The sequence below is a fragment of the Nocardia sp. NPDC004711 genome (assembly GCF_053601595.1).
In genome coordinates, this window is sequence record NZ_JBSGCB010000034.1 from 55,578 (window position 1) to 71,557 (window position 15,980).

Annotated in this window: 14 protein-coding genes and 1 pseudogene; 7 read left to right on the forward strand and 8 right to left on the reverse strand. The window is 68.1% G+C overall.

The window, feature by feature from the left end; translation table 11 throughout:
• Positions 1–315: 315 nt before the first annotated feature.
• The 7 genes and pseudogenes from ACWEKS_RS30700 (at position 316) to ACWEKS_RS30730 (ending at position 8,189) form a co-directional block, all read left to right on the forward strand.
• Positions 316–1,737, forward strand: coding sequence for a WS/DGAT/MGAT family O-acyltransferase (locus ACWEKS_RS30700; RefSeq protein ID WP_452343308.1), 1,422 nt, complete (start codon positions 316–318; stop codon positions 1,735–1,737).
• Entirely contained in the window at positions 1,721–2,320 is a 600-nt protein-coding gene (locus tag ACWEKS_RS30705; RefSeq protein ID WP_452343309.1) for a DUF6912 family protein, read from the forward strand. The genes ACWEKS_RS30700 and ACWEKS_RS30705 overlap by 17 nt, the downstream gene beginning before the upstream one ends.
• Positions 2,321–2,612: 292 nt before the next feature.
• On the forward strand, positions 2,613–3,776 hold the full coding sequence (locus ACWEKS_RS30710; RefSeq protein WP_452343310.1) for a ferredoxin reductase: 1,164 nt from the start codon (positions 2,613–2,615) through the stop codon (positions 3,774–3,776).
• Positions 3,777–3,970: 194 nt separating this feature from the next.
• Positions 3,971–5,114, forward strand: a pseudogene (locus ACWEKS_RS30715) (fatty acid desaturase family protein); the annotation flags it as partial.
• A gap of 406 nt (positions 5,115–5,520) precedes the next feature.
• Positions 5,521–6,771: a fatty acid desaturase family protein gene (locus ACWEKS_RS30720; RefSeq protein ID WP_452343311.1), complete on the forward strand. Its 1,251-nt coding sequence runs from the start codon at positions 5,521–5,523 to the stop codon at positions 6,769–6,771.
• Between the two features lie 107 nt (positions 6,772–6,878).
• Positions 6,879–7,547, forward strand: coding sequence for a 5,6-dimethylbenzimidazole synthase (bluB, locus tag ACWEKS_RS30725; RefSeq protein ID WP_452343312.1), 669 nt, complete (start codon positions 6,879–6,881; stop codon positions 7,545–7,547).
• Between the two features lie 69 nt (positions 7,548–7,616).
• Positions 7,617–8,189 (forward strand): YceI family protein, encoded by a 573-nt coding sequence (locus ACWEKS_RS30730; RefSeq protein ID WP_452343313.1) that lies wholly within the window; start codon positions 7,617–7,619, stop codon positions 8,187–8,189.
• Here the strand turns inward: ACWEKS_RS30730 and ACWEKS_RS30735 are convergent.
• The 8 genes from ACWEKS_RS30735 to lpqB form a co-directional block, all read right to left on the reverse strand.
• A complete protein-coding gene (locus ACWEKS_RS30735; protein WP_452343314.1) occupies positions 8,159–8,923 on the reverse strand; it encodes a type 1 glutamine amidotransferase domain-containing protein in 765 nt (254 codons plus the stop codon). The genes ACWEKS_RS30730 and ACWEKS_RS30735 overlap by 31 nt on opposite strands.
• 63 nt (positions 8,924–8,986) lie before the next feature.
• Positions 8,987–9,304, reverse strand: a complete 318-nt coding sequence (locus ACWEKS_RS30740; protein ID WP_452343315.1) for a YciI family protein — start codon at positions 9,302–9,304, stop codon at positions 8,987–8,989.
• Positions 9,283–10,032 (reverse strand): hypothetical protein, encoded by a 750-nt coding sequence (locus tag ACWEKS_RS30745; protein ID WP_452343316.1) that lies wholly within the window; start codon positions 10,030–10,032, stop codon positions 9,283–9,285. Before ACWEKS_RS30745 ends, ACWEKS_RS30740 begins: the two co-directional genes overlap by 22 nt.
• Positions 10,033–10,326: 294 nt before the next feature.
• A complete protein-coding gene (locus ACWEKS_RS30750; protein ID WP_452343317.1) occupies positions 10,327–10,779 on the reverse strand; it encodes a hypothetical protein in 453 nt (150 codons plus the stop codon).
• A gap of 381 nt (positions 10,780–11,160) precedes the next feature.
• Entirely contained in the window at positions 11,161–12,453 is a 1,293-nt protein-coding gene (locus ACWEKS_RS30755; protein WP_452343318.1) for an acetyl-CoA C-acyltransferase, read from the reverse strand.
• Between the two features lie 112 nt (positions 12,454–12,565).
• Complete coding sequence (gene hpf / locus ACWEKS_RS30760; protein ID WP_452343349.1) at positions 12,566–13,237, reverse strand: ribosome hibernation-promoting factor, HPF/YfiA family; 672 nt, start codon at positions 13,235–13,237, stop codon at positions 12,566–12,568.
• A gap of 228 nt (positions 13,238–13,465) precedes the next feature.
• Positions 13,466–14,101 (reverse strand): ComF family protein, encoded by a 636-nt coding sequence (locus ACWEKS_RS30765; protein ID WP_452343350.1) that lies wholly within the window; start codon positions 14,099–14,101, stop codon positions 13,466–13,468.
• A gap of 26 nt (positions 14,102–14,127) precedes the next feature.
• Positions 14,128–15,927 (reverse strand): MtrAB system accessory lipoprotein LpqB, encoded by a 1,800-nt coding sequence (gene lpqB, locus ACWEKS_RS30770; protein WP_452343319.1) that lies wholly within the window; start codon positions 15,925–15,927, stop codon positions 14,128–14,130.
• Positions 15,928–15,980: the final 53 nt, after the last annotated feature.

Consider the following 15,980-nt stretch of genomic DNA (forward strand, 5'->3'; position numbering starts at 1 on the left):
CACGGTTGCCCGGGAGCCGATCGGGGGCGCCAGCGACCCTTCAGCGAATGATCTTGCGTCCGAGGCTGATTCGTTACCCCTGACGTAGGATGTAGGGGGTCCGGCGTGCGGAGGCCTGCACCCGCGCACCCGGAGCTGGGGACACCGTTGACGGTGTGTGATCTCGGGCAATGCGGCCCATCCATTCCCCCAGGTGATCGGATTGCGATAGCTTGCCTTCGAAGAATGCCACGGCAACATTTGATGGAAGAACCGCCGGCGCCTAGGCAGGGGGACACTGCGGGCGCAGGCAGGGACTAGGGAGTAGCGGGCAGCGTGATCACCAGACTGACGCCGCAGGACGCGTCGTTCTACCGGTTGGAATCCAGCAGCAACCCCATGCACATCGGTTCCCTGGCCATCCTGCGCAATCCCGCGCCGGCCGGAAACTCGGGGCACGGGCCGCTGGATTATGACCGGCTGGCAACCCTGGTCGAGTCGCGGCTGCCGCTGGTGCCGCTGTACCGCCGCAAGGTGCGGGAGATCCCGTTCACGCTGGGCCGCCCGGTGTGGGTGGACGACAGCCACTTCGACATCACCTATCACATCCGCCGCTCGGCCCTGCCCGAGCCGGGCACCGACGAGCAGCTGCTGGACCTGGTGGCGCGGCTGGCGTCACGCCCCCTCGACCCCTCCCGGCCGCTGTGGGAGATGTATCTGGTCGAGGGCCTGTCCGAGGGCCGCTGCGCCATCTTCACCAAGACCCATTCGGCCCTGGTCGACGGGGACAGCGCGCTCGAGATCGGGCATGTGATCCTGGACACCTCGACCGCGCCCCGCGAGGTCGCCGACGACGCCTGGGTCGCCCATCGCGAGCCCGCCGACCTCGAACTGCTGCTCGGCGCGGTGCTGCACCTGGCCACCCAGCCGCGCGAGGGCCTGGAGGTGGCCCGCCACCACGTCGCCGAGGCCTTCGCCATGGTCGACGCCACCGGCAAGGCGGTGCAGAAGCTGGTGTCCATGGTCCGGGCCGCGGCCATCGGCGCGCCCGACAGCCCCCTGAACACCCGCACCTCGCGCAATCGCCGGTTCGAGGTGGTGCGCACGGATCTCGAGGACTACCGCAAGATCCGCAAGCGGTTCGACTGCTCCATCAACGACGTGATCCTCGCGGTGGTGACGGGCGCGCTGCGCAATTGGCTGCTCTCGCGCGGGCAGGTGCTGACCGAGGCCGACGCGCTGCGGGCGGTCGTACCCATGTCGGTCTACGCCGACGGACCGAACGGTGAGCTCAAACCCGCGGGCGAGGTCACCTCGCTGCTGGTGGATCTGCCGGTGGGCGAACCGAATCCGGTGATCCGCATGGAGCACATCAAGCACGCGACCGAGCCCCATTCCCGGCATCAGCTCGGGGTCCGCGCCCGCACGCTGATGCACATGGCCGGATTCGCTCCGGCGAGCCTGCATGCCATGAGCGTGCGGTCGGCGAGTACTTTTGCAGAGCACACGTTCAATCTGGTGATCACCAACGCGCCGGGTCCGCAGCAGCCCATGTACATCGGGGGCGCGCGGATGCTGGAGATGTACCCGGTGTCGCCGCTGCTGCGCTTTCAGGCTCTGAGCATCGGGCTCACGTCCTACGACGGACGGGTGTTCTACGGACTCACCGCCGATCGCGACGCCATGGCGGACATCGCGGTGCTGACCGCTTCGGTGCACGAGTCGATGGAGGAGATGCTCGGTGCCTGCGTCCAGTGAGTCGTCCCGCGTCTCGAAGAAACTACGGGTCTACGTCCCGGCCACGGTGCCGATGCTGCGGGAACTGGTCGCCGACCGCGAGATTCGCGCGCTCAACGACACCGCCTTCGCGGTGACGCCGGCACTGCGCGAGGCCTATGCCTCCGGCGACGACGAGGAGCTGGCCGAGGTCGCCATGGCCGAGGCCGCACGCGCCTCGCTGCGACTGCTCGCCGAGGAACAGGCCGCCGCGGACATCCGCGGCGATCGTGCGGGCGACGAATCCGGCGACGAACCCGAGGCCGCCCCGGCCGGACCGGTCTTCCGCCGCGCGGTCATCGCCGCCGATGTGGACGGCGCGACCCTGCGCCCGGATCTGGACGACGCCGTGGTGCGACTGTCCGGCCCGATCGCCTACGACCGCATCGCGTCCATCCACGTCGACCTGGCCGAGGCCGAGTCCGAGGTCGCCAAGGCCGTCGAGGTCATCGACGCCGCCGACATGGGCGACGCCGACGCCGAATTCGTACTCGGCGACGCCGAGGACCACCAGCTCGCCTGGTACGCAGCGCAAGAACTCCCCTTCCTGCTCGATCTCCTGTGACCCCACATGGCAGGTTCGCGTAAACCCACAGGTTCGCGGCCGTCTCGATTCTGGACTGACGGGGCGGAGGAGCGAACGGCTCCATAGACCTGCGCCTTGGAGGAGCGGAGGAGGGAAGAATCGAGACCTCAGGGCCGCGAACCCGCCCCGGAGCGAAGCGGAGGGGCAATCCAACACCGCCCCCGTAACCTACGATGCCGTAACCTGGCTGTGATGGTTGCTCATCACATGGGCGACGTGCGTACGACGACGCGCTGACCAGCGCGCACGACGACAGGAAGCGTTCCGGGATATGGCATCGAAGAGTGGTGGGTTCTCCGTGCGAGGACTGCGGGACTGGCTGGAAGCCCCCGTGGCCGAAGGCGGCACCGGCGGACGGACTCCCCTCGACGCGCTGCGCGGCGCCGCGGCGCGCATCACCACTCCCCTGCTGCCCGACGACTACCTGCACCTGGTGAACCCGCTGTGGTCGGCGCGCGAGCTGCGCGGCCGCATCGTGGAGGTGCGCAAGGAGACCGCGGATTCGGCCACCCTGGTGATCAAGCCGGGCTGGGGCTTCGACTTCAAATTCGAGCCGGGCCAGTACATCGGCATCGGCGTGCTGGTGGACGGCCGCTGGCACTGGCGCTCGTATTCGCTGACCTGCCCGCCGGATTGGACCGGCGACAGCGCGCACAAGGGCAGGCGGCTCATCTCCATCGCGGTGAAGGCGATGCCGGAGGGCTTCCTGTCCAGCCACATCGTCTCCGGGGTGCCGGCCGGGACCATCGTGCGGCTGGCCGCGCCGCAGGGCGGGTTCGTGCTGCCGGATCCGGCGCCGTCCAAGGTGCTGTTCCTGACCGCGGGCTCGGGCATCACGCCCGTCATGGCCATGCTGCGCACCATGGATCGCCGCAACGCGGTCCCGGATGTCATGCACATCCACTCCGCCCGCACCCCCGACGACGTGATGTTCGGTGACGAGCTGCGCGACATGCACGACCGGCACCCCGGCTTCACCGCGCACCTGCACCTCACCGGCGAGCAGGGCAAGTTCGCACTCGCCGATCTGGACGAGGTGGTGCCGGATTGGCGCGAGCGCGAGGTCTGGGCCTGCGGCCCGCTGCCCATGCTGGACGAGATCGAGAAGCATTGGGCCGCCCCCGGTCTGGAGTCCAAGCTGCACGTGGAGCGCTTCGAGATCGAGCGCAACGCCACCGGTGAGGGCGGCACCGTCACCTTCGCCAAGGCCGGCCGCTCCGCCGAGGTGGACGGCGCGACCACGCTGCTGCAGGCCGGTGAGGGCGCCGGCGTGCAGATGCCGTTCGGCTGCCGCATGGGCATCTGCCAGACCTGCGTTGTCACGGTCACCGAGGGCCATGTGCGCGATCTGCGCAACGGCAAGGAGCACCGCGCCGGAGACAAGATCCAGACCTGCATCTCCGCCGCGGCGGGTGACTGCACCCTCGAAATTTGACGCCCACTGCCTGACACCTGAACGCGCAGACACCGCTACTCTCGATACCAGCCCCCTCCTGGTTCGCGGCCCGTCTCGTTCTGGACTGAGCGGAGCGAAGCGGGGGAGCGCAGGGAGGGAAGAACGAGACCTCCAGGGCCGCGAACCCGCCCGTAGCGAAGCGCAGGGCAAATCAGACACGGAAGGACCCGCCGGTGGCCATCACCGACATCAAGGCATTCGCCCATCTGACGGCGGCCGATATCGAGACCCTGGGTCAGGAGCTCGACACCGTTCGGCGCGATATCGAGCACTCGCTCGGTGAACGCGATGCCCGCTACATCCGGCGCACCATTGCGGCGCAACGGATTCTGGAGGCCGCCGGCCGCGCCACGCTCTTCGCGTCGAAGAAGCGCTGGGCGTGGCTGACCGGCACCGCACTGCTGTCGGTCGCCAAGATCATCGAGAACATGGAGCTCGGGCACAACATCAGCCACGGGCAATGGGATTGGATGAACGACCCGGAGATCCACTCCACCACCTGGGAGTGGGATATGACGGGCACCTCGGCGCAGTGGAAAGCCGCGCACAACTATTCGCACCACATGTACACCAACATCCTCGACATGGATGACGATCTGGGCTTCGGCATCCTGCGCATGACGCGCGACGAGGAATGGAAGCCGATCAACCTGGCGCAGCCGGTCGCGAATCTGTTTCTGGCCGCGCTGTTCGAGTGGGGCATCGCGCTGCACGATCTGGCGGCCACCAAGGAACAGATGGGTGTGCCCCCGACCCAGTTCTTCCCCCCGCGCGACGTCGTCAACGAACCGAACACGGCGTTCTGGCGCAAGGCCGGTAAACAGGTCGCCAAGGATTTCGTGATCTATCCGGCGCTCACCGGCCGTGCCTGGAAGTCGACGCTGAAGGCGAATGCCACCGCGAACCTGATTCGCAATCTGTGGGCGTACGCGGTCATCTTCTGCGGCCATTTCCCGGACGGCGCGGAGAAGTTCACCGAGGAGCAGTTCGAGAACGAGACGCGGGGCGAGTGGTACCTGCGTCAGATGCTGGGCAGCGCCAATTTCGATGCCGGCCCGGTGATGGCGTTCATGAGCGGCAATCTCAGCTACCAGATCGAGCACCACCTGTTCCCGGATATTCCGAGCAATCGGTATCCCGAGGTCTCGGTGAAGGTGCAGGAGCTGTGCGACAAGTACGACCTGCCGTATACCACCGGCTCGCTGGGCAAGCAATACCTGTTGGCATTCCGCACGATTCACAAGCTGGCGCTGCCGGACCAGTGGCTCAAGCGGACCTCCGACGACGCGCCGGAGACCTCCTCGGAGCGCAAGTTCGCGGGCATCTCGCTGCCGTCCATGCCGACGTGGAACGGCAGTGAATGGCTGGCCGAGCACAGCGCGAGCGAGTGGCTGGCCGAGCACCAGCCGCGCTGGGGCCTGGACCCCGAGACCGGCGAGCGGCGCGGGCTGCGGTCGGCCATGCAGGAGGCCAAGGTGGCGCTCAAGGAGAAGGCCGCGCACGAGAAGCAGGTGTTGCGCGAGGCCAAGGCCGCACTGCAGGAAAAGGCGCGGACGGAAAAGGCCGCATTGGCCGATAAAGCACAACGCGGAGGCTGGTTCTCGCGTAAACTCCGACGCAATCGCTAGCAGAGTCGAGTCACGAAAACAATGCGGTATTCGACACGTTAGAGATTCGATCTTCGCCAACCTACGCGACCGTAACCTACGGTAGTGTAACCGCCATGGCGATCTCGGATGTCAAGGAATACGCGCACCTCACCCCGGAGGACGTCGAAGCGATCGGGGCGGAGCTAGACGCCATCCGCCGTGAGGTCGAATCGTCCCTGGGTGAGAAGGATGCCCGTTACATCCGCAATGTGATCCGTCTCCAGCGCGGCCTCGAAATCAGTGGCCGCGCAGTGCTTTTCGCGAGTCTCTTCCCGCCTGCGTGGCTGGCCGGCGTGGCCCTGCTGGGTACCGCCAAGATCATCGAGAACATGGAGATCGGCCACAATGTGATGCACGGGCAGTGGGACTGGATGAACGATCCGGAAATCCACTCCACCAAATGGGAATGGGACAACGCGGGCCCGTCCGAACACTGGAAGATCACCCACAACTTCCTGCACCACAAGTACACCAATGTGCTGGGCATGGATGACGACATCGGCTACGGCCTGCTGCGCGTCACCCGCGATCAGCGCTGGTCGCCGTTCTATCTCGGACAGCCGGTCTACAACCTGCTGCTGCAGATGTTCTTCGAATACGGTGTCGCCATCCAGCATTTGGAGCTGGGCAAGGTCGCCAAGAAGAAGTGGGCCCCGGGTTCGCCCGAGCGCATCCAGTTCGAGGAGGACCGCAAGACCGTTCTGAAGAAGATCGGCAAGCAGGCCGCCAAGGACTACCTGATCTTCCCGCTGCTCACCGGCCCGGCCTTCCTGGGCACGCTGACCGCCAATCTGGCCGCGAACGTCGTCCGCAATGTGTGGACCAATGCGGTCATCTTCTGCGGCCACTTCCCCGACGGCGCCGAGAAGTTCACCAGGTTCGACTGCGACAACGAGACGCAGGGCGAGTGGTACCTGCGGCAGATGCTGGGTTCGGCCAATATCTCGGGTGGCCCGCTCATGCACTTCATGACCGGCAACCTCTCGCACCAGATCGAGCACCACCTGTACCCGGACATTCCGTCCAACCACCTGTCGACCATCGCGGTGCGGGTGCGGGCGCTGTGCGAGAAGTACGACCTGCCCTACACCACCGGTTCGCTGCCGGTGCAGTACGCCAAGTCGTGGCGCACCATCATGAAGCTGTCGCTGCCCAACAAGTACCTGCGCCGCTCCACCGACGACGCTCCGGAAACCAAGTCGGAGAAGATCTTCGGCGGCGAGTCCAGCATCGACCCGATGACCGGACGCCGCCGCGGCCTGCGCACCGCGCTGCGGGAGGGCCGCCGCAAGCTGTCCCGGCGCGAACCGGCCCTGGTCGGCTGAGCCACCCGGCATCCCGGAACGCCCCCCGCCGAGTTTCCGGCAGGGGGCGTTTTCGCGGGAATGGGCCGATGACCCGAGTCGACCTCCGGCCTGGTTCACTGGACGCCGTGTGTTCCGAAGGTCCTGTCAGCGCCACCGAATGTCTGAGCGTCTACGACGCCATCAAACTGCGTCGTGATGTCCGCGCCGAATTCACCGGCGAGGTCGTCGACGACACCACGCTGCTCCGAATTCTCGAGGCGGCGCATCGAGCGCCCAGCGTCGGCAATTCGATGCCGTGGGATTTCGTGGTGCTGCGAGATCCGGCCACGCTGACGAAGTTCGCCGATCATGTGGCCGAGAAGCGGCAGCAGTTCCACGACTCGCTGCCGTCCGATCGCGCCGAGACCTTCAATCCGATCAAGATCGAAGGAATCGTGGAGAGCGGCACCGGCATCGTGGTGACCCACAATCAGGCGCGCGGCGGCACCCACGTGCTGGGTCGCGCGACCGTGCCGGAGACCGGCATCTACTCCACCATCCTGGCCATCCAGAACCTGTGGCTGGCCGCCACCGCCGAGGGCGTGGGCGTGGGCTGGGTGAGCTTCTACGACGAGCCGTTCCTCACCGACCTGCTCTCGCTGCCGCCGGGCGTGAAGCCGGTCGCCTGGCTCTGTGTCGGCCCGGTCGACGAGTTCCAGCAGATCCCGGACCTCGAGCGCTTCGGCTGGCGCCATCGGCGGCCCCTCGAATCGGCTGTGCACTGGGAACGATTCACCCCACGCACGGACGATTAGCCACGGACCGGCAGTCCCTGGACCAAGCCGGTCTGGTTACGCTCCCGCGACCGGACGACAGTCGACGCCATGACGACTTCGACCCGTATCGCCCTCACCCCCGGCCTCTGGACCCTGGACGCCGCGAACTCCACCGTCGGCTTCTCGCTGCGCAGCTTCGGACTGCTGCGTGTGCGCGGTGAATTCCGGCGCTTCGACACCGGATTCGTGGTGGACGACGCCGGGGCGGCGGCCATCGAGGCCACCGTCCACCTGGATTCCTTCCACACCGGCAATGCCAAACGCGACGACCACGTCCGCCACGCCGACTTCCTGGATGTGGAGCGCCGGCCGACCATGACCTTCCGGACGCCCGGTCCGATCCGGATCGGCGAATCCTTCGACGTGAACGGCGACGTCACCTTCGGCGAGCTCACGCGGCCGCTGCCGCTGACCGTGTCCTGGAACGGACTGCGGCCGCATCCCGTGACCGGCCGCCCATCCATCGGCTTCACCGCGGTCGGCAGCCTGGACCGCGGCGACTTCGGTGTCGGCCCGTCCTTCGGCGGCATGATCGGCCGCATCCTCTCCGTCGACCTCGGCATCCAGTTGAACGCACCGGCCGGATCCGTTCAGATTCCCAGCGACTCGATCACCATCTGAGCGACTTTCGCGCCGGAGTACTGCTGTTGACCGGTGATGAGGTTGCCGTCGCGGACGGCGAAGGCGCGGAACAGGCCACCGGTGACGAAGTTGGCGCCCAGCGCGATGGCCTCGTCCTGGATTCGGAACGGCATCACGGTACGACCCAAGGCTTGATCCGAGAAGTCTTCCTCGATATTGGCGAAGCCGGTCATGGTCTTACCCGTGATGAACGGCGTGCCGTCATCGGCGACAACGTCCAGCAGCGCGCAGGTACCGTGACACAGCACCGCAGTAGGCTTCTCGGCGGCGTGGAATGCCCCGATCGTGGTGGCCAGATCCTTGCGGCCCCGGAAGGTGAACATCGGCGACTGACCGCCACAGACCACGATGGCGTCGAAGTCGTCGTGGTCCAGATCAGTCAATACGGCGGTATCGTCCAGCAGAGCAGCCAACTCGGGGGTGTTGACGAAGCCCATGGTGATCAGATCGTCTGCCGACCACTTGCTCTCGTCGCGCGGGTCGGACATGGCGTCCATCTCGACTCGCCCGCCGTCGGGGCTGGCTATGGTGATCTCATAACGGGCTCTGGTGAATTCGTAATAGGGATGTGTGAGTTCGGCGGCCCAGAAGCCCACCGGAATGTTCAGCGTCGTCGAGGTCGCCGGGTTGGCGACCACCATCAGCACTCGGGGACGCTGGGCACGGGTCACATCGATGATCTCGTGATGCTCGGTCGGCTGCGCGATGGCCATTGTCGGTCCTCGGATGGTAGGAAAGGACTTCTGACTTCGCACGCCATCCTGCTGGCGCGACGATCAGGTGACGGGTCCGCTCTCGGTGCGGCGGTTGAGGTAGCCGAGCTGGATCGGCCGCAGATCGCCGCGCATGAAGCCTGCGCTGGTGACAGGCTCATCAGCGACGATGCGTCGCGCGGCGGCCTCGTCATCGGCGGTGAAGATGCCGACGCCGGTATTGACACTGCCCAGGGTAGGCCCGGCCACCAGCAGCACACCGGCGGTATCCAGACGCGCCAGCCATTCCCGGTGCGCCGCGAATGCCGATCTTTCGTCTGCGGTCATGGTGGCGATGAAATTGTCGCGGGGCGGATGCATCAGAAAGATCCACTCGGCCATTTGCCGAGTATACGTTCGCGGTCACGGTTGCCAGGTCGTTGCTCGGTGGCTGTGAATAACCGCCGTCGCGTGCCCCGCAGATCCGACAACCCCAGACCCGCCCCGGCCAGCAGCACGAGCGTGTCCAACGGCAGCCGCAGCTGCCAGAACGCGTCCGCGAACCCCTCCGGGTCGGCGGTCGCCGCACCGCGCAGCCCCGCGAGCCCGATCCAGGTCAGAGCCGAAGCGGCGAACCAGAATTGGCCGCGGGTGACCGGACGCGCCAGCGCCACCGTGATCAGCGGAGCGACGTTCACCGCGATCAGCAGGACCGACAGCACGATCCCGTAGACCGTTGCGGGACCGCTCAATTGCCCGGTGTATCCGCGGCGCGCGCCGGCATGCTGGGCGATCGCGTGGACGACGACGAGCACCAGACCCCCGGCGACCGCGATCACCAGCGCCGCCCGGTGAAGCCACTCGTTGTCCCACACCCGCGCGACGTGCGCGCACAGCAGGCAGACCGCCACCAGCAGCACCACATCCGAGACGAGGCCCGCCAGACCGCGGGTGACGGAGACGGAATCGACGCCGTCCCGCCACTGCGGTTCGATGAAAATCGCGCCGATCGCCAGCAGCGACAGCACCACGGTGATGGGGCGGGTCCGCGGCGCGTCACACCACAGGGCGAGCCGGGCCAGCGCCACGGCGGCCGTGATCGCGAGGGCGATCGCGAAGACACGCTCCATCCGCTCCTCCAGCGGCCGCGCGCGATTCGTCCAGCAATCCACGCCCGAGCCGTTCGCATCGTGTTGTCTTGGATTGGTATTCGTATCGCTGCTCGGCGCAGGGGACGGCCGCCGGGCTGCCTTCGGCACGGCGGCGCGCTGCGCATCCGGCGGGTCGGATATCGGGCCGCGATCGAACCGTCGATCGGACTCACACCATAGGTGCGGCTGACGGCGATGACCCGTTTCCGCGATCGGCGAGTCGCTGCTCGGATGACGGGATACCCGCGCACACCGCCACGGTCCGTCCGGCTGTCAGCGCAGCGCCTCGGCCAGGCGATGGCCGATGACCGCGACATCGTCGAGGGTGACCACCGGATCCCCGGAGTCGCGCTTGCCGGTGATCGTGATGGTCCCGGTGAACACGTCGCCCTGCACCACAGTGCGGCCCGCCGGTGCGGCGAGCTCCACCCGGGCGCCGTCGATGGTGTAGTAGTCGGTCGGCCCGCCGCTCACGAACGCCAGAGTCCACACCGCCGCATCCGAATACACCAGCCCATACACGGGATACCGTTCCCCCGCGTGCTGTTCGGCATTGCGCAGTCGCAGATGCAGGTCGTGGTCCGCCACCGGTTGCCCGCCCTCGGACCCAGTCACCGGAAGTGGCAGCGCCCCAGCGCTTCCCGGGCCGACCCCAGCGCTGCCCACGCCACAGCCGCCCGCCGCGACCACGAGTGCCGCGGCGCCGACCATCGTCCTCGCGACCATGACCTACCTCCGCTCATCTCGGTCACCCCGGGAATACCCACTCGACATCACCTCACCACCAACCATTTCCGCGCAGCACGCAAAAGACCCCGGCCCACGTCCGCGAGCCGGGGTCTCACCTGCACGAAGTCGTGTTCGCGCCGATCGTCACCGCTGCGGCGCATTCGGGTAACCGCCGATGGCCCCGCCCATACCCGCGCCGACCAGCGCACTGCCACGGAAATCTCCACCCGCGCGGTTCAGGGTGTCGATCGGAATGCCGGTCGAGCGGTCGCGGGGCGCGTCCCCGCAGAGGCCGATCGAGCCGGTTCTGATCCTCCTGCCCAGCGGGAACCCGCTGGGCGCCGGCCGCCGAAAACCGTTGGCACAGACGCGTGTCGGCTAGACCCGCTCCAGTACCGCCGAGGCCCCGATGCCGCCGGCGGCGCAGATGCCGAGCAGGGCGGTGGACTTGCCGGTGAGGGCGAGTTCGTTGGCCATGGTGGTGACCATGCGCGCGCCGGTCGCGCCGAAGGGGTGGCCGAGGGAGACCGAGCCGCCGTGCACATTGAGCTGGGCCGGATCGATCTCGCCCACCGCGGCGTCACGGTCGAGGCGGGTCTTGGCCCATTCGTGGCTGGCCAGCGCCGAGACCACGGACAGGGTCTGGGCGGCGAAGGCCTCGTGGATATCGACGAAATCGATGTCCGCGAGCGACATTCCGGCCCGGTCGAGGGCTCGCGGCATGGAGACGGCGGGGCCGATCAGCACCTGGTCGCGCGGGTCGACGCTGACGAAGCTCCAGGAGCGGAAGGCGGCGAGGGGCTCGTAGCCGAGCGCGCGCGCCTTCTCCTCGCTCATCAGCAGCACCGCCGAGGCACCGTCGGTGAGCGGGCTGGAATTGCCGGCGGTGACGGTGCCGTTCTCGGCGAAAACCGGTGCCAGCTTGGAGAGTTTGGCCAGGCTGGTGTCCGGCCGCACCAGTCCGTCCCGCGACACCGCGGTCCCGTCGGGCGTGCGGACCGGCACCACCTCGCGGTCGAAGCGGCCGGCGGCGATGGCCGCGGCGGCCCGGTGATGCGAGGTGGCGGCGAAGTGGTCCTGTGCGCCGCGCGAAATGCCGTGGATGCGCGCCATTTTCTCGGCCGACTCGCCCATGACCTCACCGGTGGTGCGCTCGGCGATCTGGGGCCGGCGCGGCATCAGGTCGAAGAACGGGGCCAATTGGGTTGCGGCGGTGAGATAGTCCTTGGCCTTGGGCTTGCCCAGCGCCAGCGGCGCGGCGGCGTGCACCAGCTTCTGCGGCAGCTTGATCTCGGCATTGCTGGTGGAGTCGCTGCCGCCGGCGACCATGATGTCGTACTCACCGCGTTCGATGGCGGCCGCCGCCGACACCACCGCCTGCAGCCCGGAGGCGCAGGCGCGCGTCACGGTGTAGCCCTCGCAGCCCGCGTCCAGTTCCAGGTCGAGCGCGATCTCCCGCGCGATGTTCGGCGCGCCGCTGGGCAGGATCACCCCACCCCACACGATGGCCTGGACATCCTGCTTCGGCAGCCCGGTCCGTTCCAGCAGCCCGCGCACAGCGCTATCGGCGAGGTCGATGGAGTCCATCCGCGTGAATTCGCTGAATGCCCGCACGAACGGGGTCCGAGCCCCGGCGACGATGACAGCACGGCGAGCGCCCTTGGTAGCCATGGCACAGTTTTAACTGATACACGCCGTAACAGCAAGAGGCCCCCGGGCACAACAGGCGACCGGGGTCCTGTTCGTGACCCCGGTCGAAAGGTGGATGTTCCCCAGCCGCTGGTTACGCGAGCCTGATGAGCCCGTAGTCGAAGGCGTGGCGGCGGTAGACGACCGACGGTCGGTCGGTCTCCTTGTCCTGGAACAGGAAGAAATCGTGGCCTACCAGCTCCATCTGGTAGAGGGCGTCGTCGACCGTCATGGGGATCGCGGAGTGCTGTTTGGTGCGCACCACATGACCGGGGCCGGCGGCTTCGTCCATCTCGTCGGCCGCGTGCTCGTGCGCGATGGATCCATTGGCGGAGAACAGGGATTCGTCGATGAGACCGGCGGTCGCCTCCGACACCGAGATCGGTGACTTGTCCCCATGGTGGACGCGACGGCGGTCCTTGAGCCGGCGCAGTCGGCTCTCCAGCTTCTCGACCGCGAACTCGAGGGCCGCGTAGAAGCTGTCCGCGCGCGCTTCGGCGCGGACGACCGGGCCCTTGCCGCGGGCGGTGATCTCTATCCGCTGGCAATTCTTGCGTTGACGACGGTTGCGTTCGTGGGTGAGTTCCACGTCGAAGAGGTAGATGGTGGGGTCGAACCGCTCGAGCCGAGAGAGCTTGTCCGCCACGTGAATTCGGAAATGGTCGGGCACTCCGCCCTCACCGAGGGTCCTGCCCTTGACCACGACATCCGCGATGGTGGCCCGAGTGGATGAATCGTCTGAGATGACCTCGTCATCGAGCAGCACCGTGGTGTCTGCGTTCTTCGCTGAGAGTCGTGAAGTAGTCGTCACGCGTACCTCCCGGATCTGGCCGCACAAGCCGCTCGTGCGGCGGGATTGAAACGTGTGCCGATCGATGAACTCGCTCGGCACATATGTCCGAGGCGCCACCTCCAAACTTGCGGTTCGGGTGTCTGATCGCCAACCTAGTGCGCCAGCGACCCGTCCGCCAGTGTTCACGCAAATTTCGGAGAATCAAGCCGCGCAAGTAACCAGCACGGCACGAACCGCCACCCTCGCAGCGGCCAGCGCACGCACCGATTCCCGCACCGTGACACCCGTGGTCAACACGTCATCGATCACCACTACCTCGGCATTTGCCGGAAACAGGGCACCCGGCGGGCGGGTGGTGGCTACTATGATCCGCCCGTGCAGATTGTGCTGGCGATCGCGGTGTCCCAGGCCCACCGAGTCGCGCACACCTGGCCGCATGCGCAACAGACGGACCAGTCGGCAATCAGATAGCAAACTCGCCGCGACGTTCGCGGCACGCACCACCGGATCTCCCCCGCGCCGCCGGGCGGCGGACCCGCGACTGGGCGCCGGCACCAGCACCAGCGGGCGGGCGGTGTCCCGCAAATGATCCAGCCCCCTGGCCAATCCGGCGCCGAGCGGCCGCGCCAGGTCCCGGCGGCACTGCTCCTTGATCGCCAGCACGGCCCGCCGCGGCGCGCCCGCGTAGCCGGCCAGCGCCCAGCACGGCACCCCGGGATCGGCGCGCGGGCGAATCCGGATGGGCGGTCCCGACAGCTCGGCGGCGCAGTCCGCGCACCACCCCGTCCCGGCCCGCCCGCACCCGCCGCAGGCGCGCGGCAGGATCAGATCCAGCAGTTCCCCCATGCCCCTCAGTGTGCGCCCTAGCCGGGCAGCACCGGAACCGCGTTGGCCCCCAGACCCGGAACTTCGCGCCAGTAGTCCTCGCGCCCTTCGGGATTGCGGGTCAGCTCCAGCACCGCGCGGGAGTCGGCCACGTACTCCTGATCCGGCGAGGCGCTCAGCACGCGCACCGGCGGGGTGAGGTTCTGGGAGGTCTGGGCGCGGAACTCGGAGCCGTCCACCAGCACCCCGGCCACCGGGTCCACATTGCCGTCGCGGCCCACCACGACCTTCTCGTCGCTGAGCCAGTCGATGGACACCGCGGGCGTGCTCAGCCCGATGGCCAGCGGCAGCGGCGAGGACAGCGAGAACTTCCCGTTCGGCTGCGGCACCACCACGGCCACGTACACCTTGCCGCTGGCGATGAGGGCCGCCCGCGCCCCGGACGGCGAGATGCGCAGCTCGGTGATGGGCGCGCGCGGCGAGGTCGAATTGGCCGCCGCCGCGGTCAGTTCGGCGATGTCGACGTCCTGCACCGAGACATTGCCGGTGGTGCGGTCGTGCACGGCCCGGATCACCCGGTCGCCGTCCACCACAGACCAGGCCGAGCTGCCGTCGGCGGGCCAGGTGGGCCGGGTGAAGGTGCCCCCGGTGGCGACCGGGAAGCCCTGGCCGTCATAGGTTCCGATGATCAGCGTGCGCTCGGGCTCGGGGTCCGGGCGGCCGGACTTGGCGACGGCGGCGACCAGCTGCCCGTCCGGCGACAGTCCCACCGACTGCAGGGTGTGGGTGGCGCCGAAGAAGCCCGGGGCAGCGGTGATTCCGCTGTCGGTGATCGCCACCAGCGACCCGTCGCGCACGGCGTGCATGCCGGCCCGGTTGCGGGCGATGCTGTCGGGGCTGCGGGCATCCACGTCGGCGCGCTGCCAGCCGCCGGCGTACCTGTCGTCGAGCGGCTTTCCGTCCGCGTTGAGCAGGTAGGGGCCGAGCACGTCGGCGCCGGAGAGGGTGAGGACGATCTGGGCGGCCATCACGTCGCGGGTGGGTGGGTCGAGGGCGGCGGCGCCGGAGAAGTCGGCGCTCAGCCCGCCGCCGCCGACGCCGATATTGTCGACATCGCCATTGGCCCTGGTGATCGGCCCGCGCAGGGTGACCGGCGCGCCCATGGGGTTGCGCACGGCGGGCGCGAGCGCGGACTGGGGTCCCTGGGCGAGCATGCCGAGCAGCCGCTGCGCCAGCTGGTCCTTGCGGGCGGAGATCCAGCGCAGGTCGGGCACCATGGCCTGCCCGGCCAGGTTCGGGAAGAACAGCGAATACCGGTGGTAGGACTTGGCGAAGGCGGCCTGTTCGACGATCACGCCGGGCGGCAGATCCTTGATCCGCCACTCGCCGTCGATCTTCTCCATGTCGACCTTGGTCTCCAGGGTGCCGTCACCGGGCCGGTAGGAGCCGTCCGGCGCCAGCTCGCCGATCTTGCGCGCCCGGATCACATAGGTGGCGGAGTCGCCGTTGCGGGACTCCCGCAGCGTATTGGGCTGTGAGTCCACGACGCTGGTGGACGCGGCGTCGTCCCACTGCGCATTCGCCGCGGGCGAGAGAAACTGCCGGGCCGACTGATGCCGGTCGGACGGATCGGCCGTGGCGGCCATGAAGTCCAGCAGCAGCTGCTCGGGTTCCCGCCCGGCGACGGGCGGCAGCGGCGAGGCGCTGGTGGGCTGGTGGTCCAGGCTGCCCAGCGCCTGCGGTGCCGAGGAGTCCGGCAGGCTCGCGCACGCACTGACACTGAGCAGGCAGCCGAGCACCGCCAGGGCCCGGCGCAGGCCCGCGGACGGCCTCCTCATGATTGGCCGTCCCCCTGGGCGGCCGGCACCGAGCCGCCGGAAGTGTCGCGGCC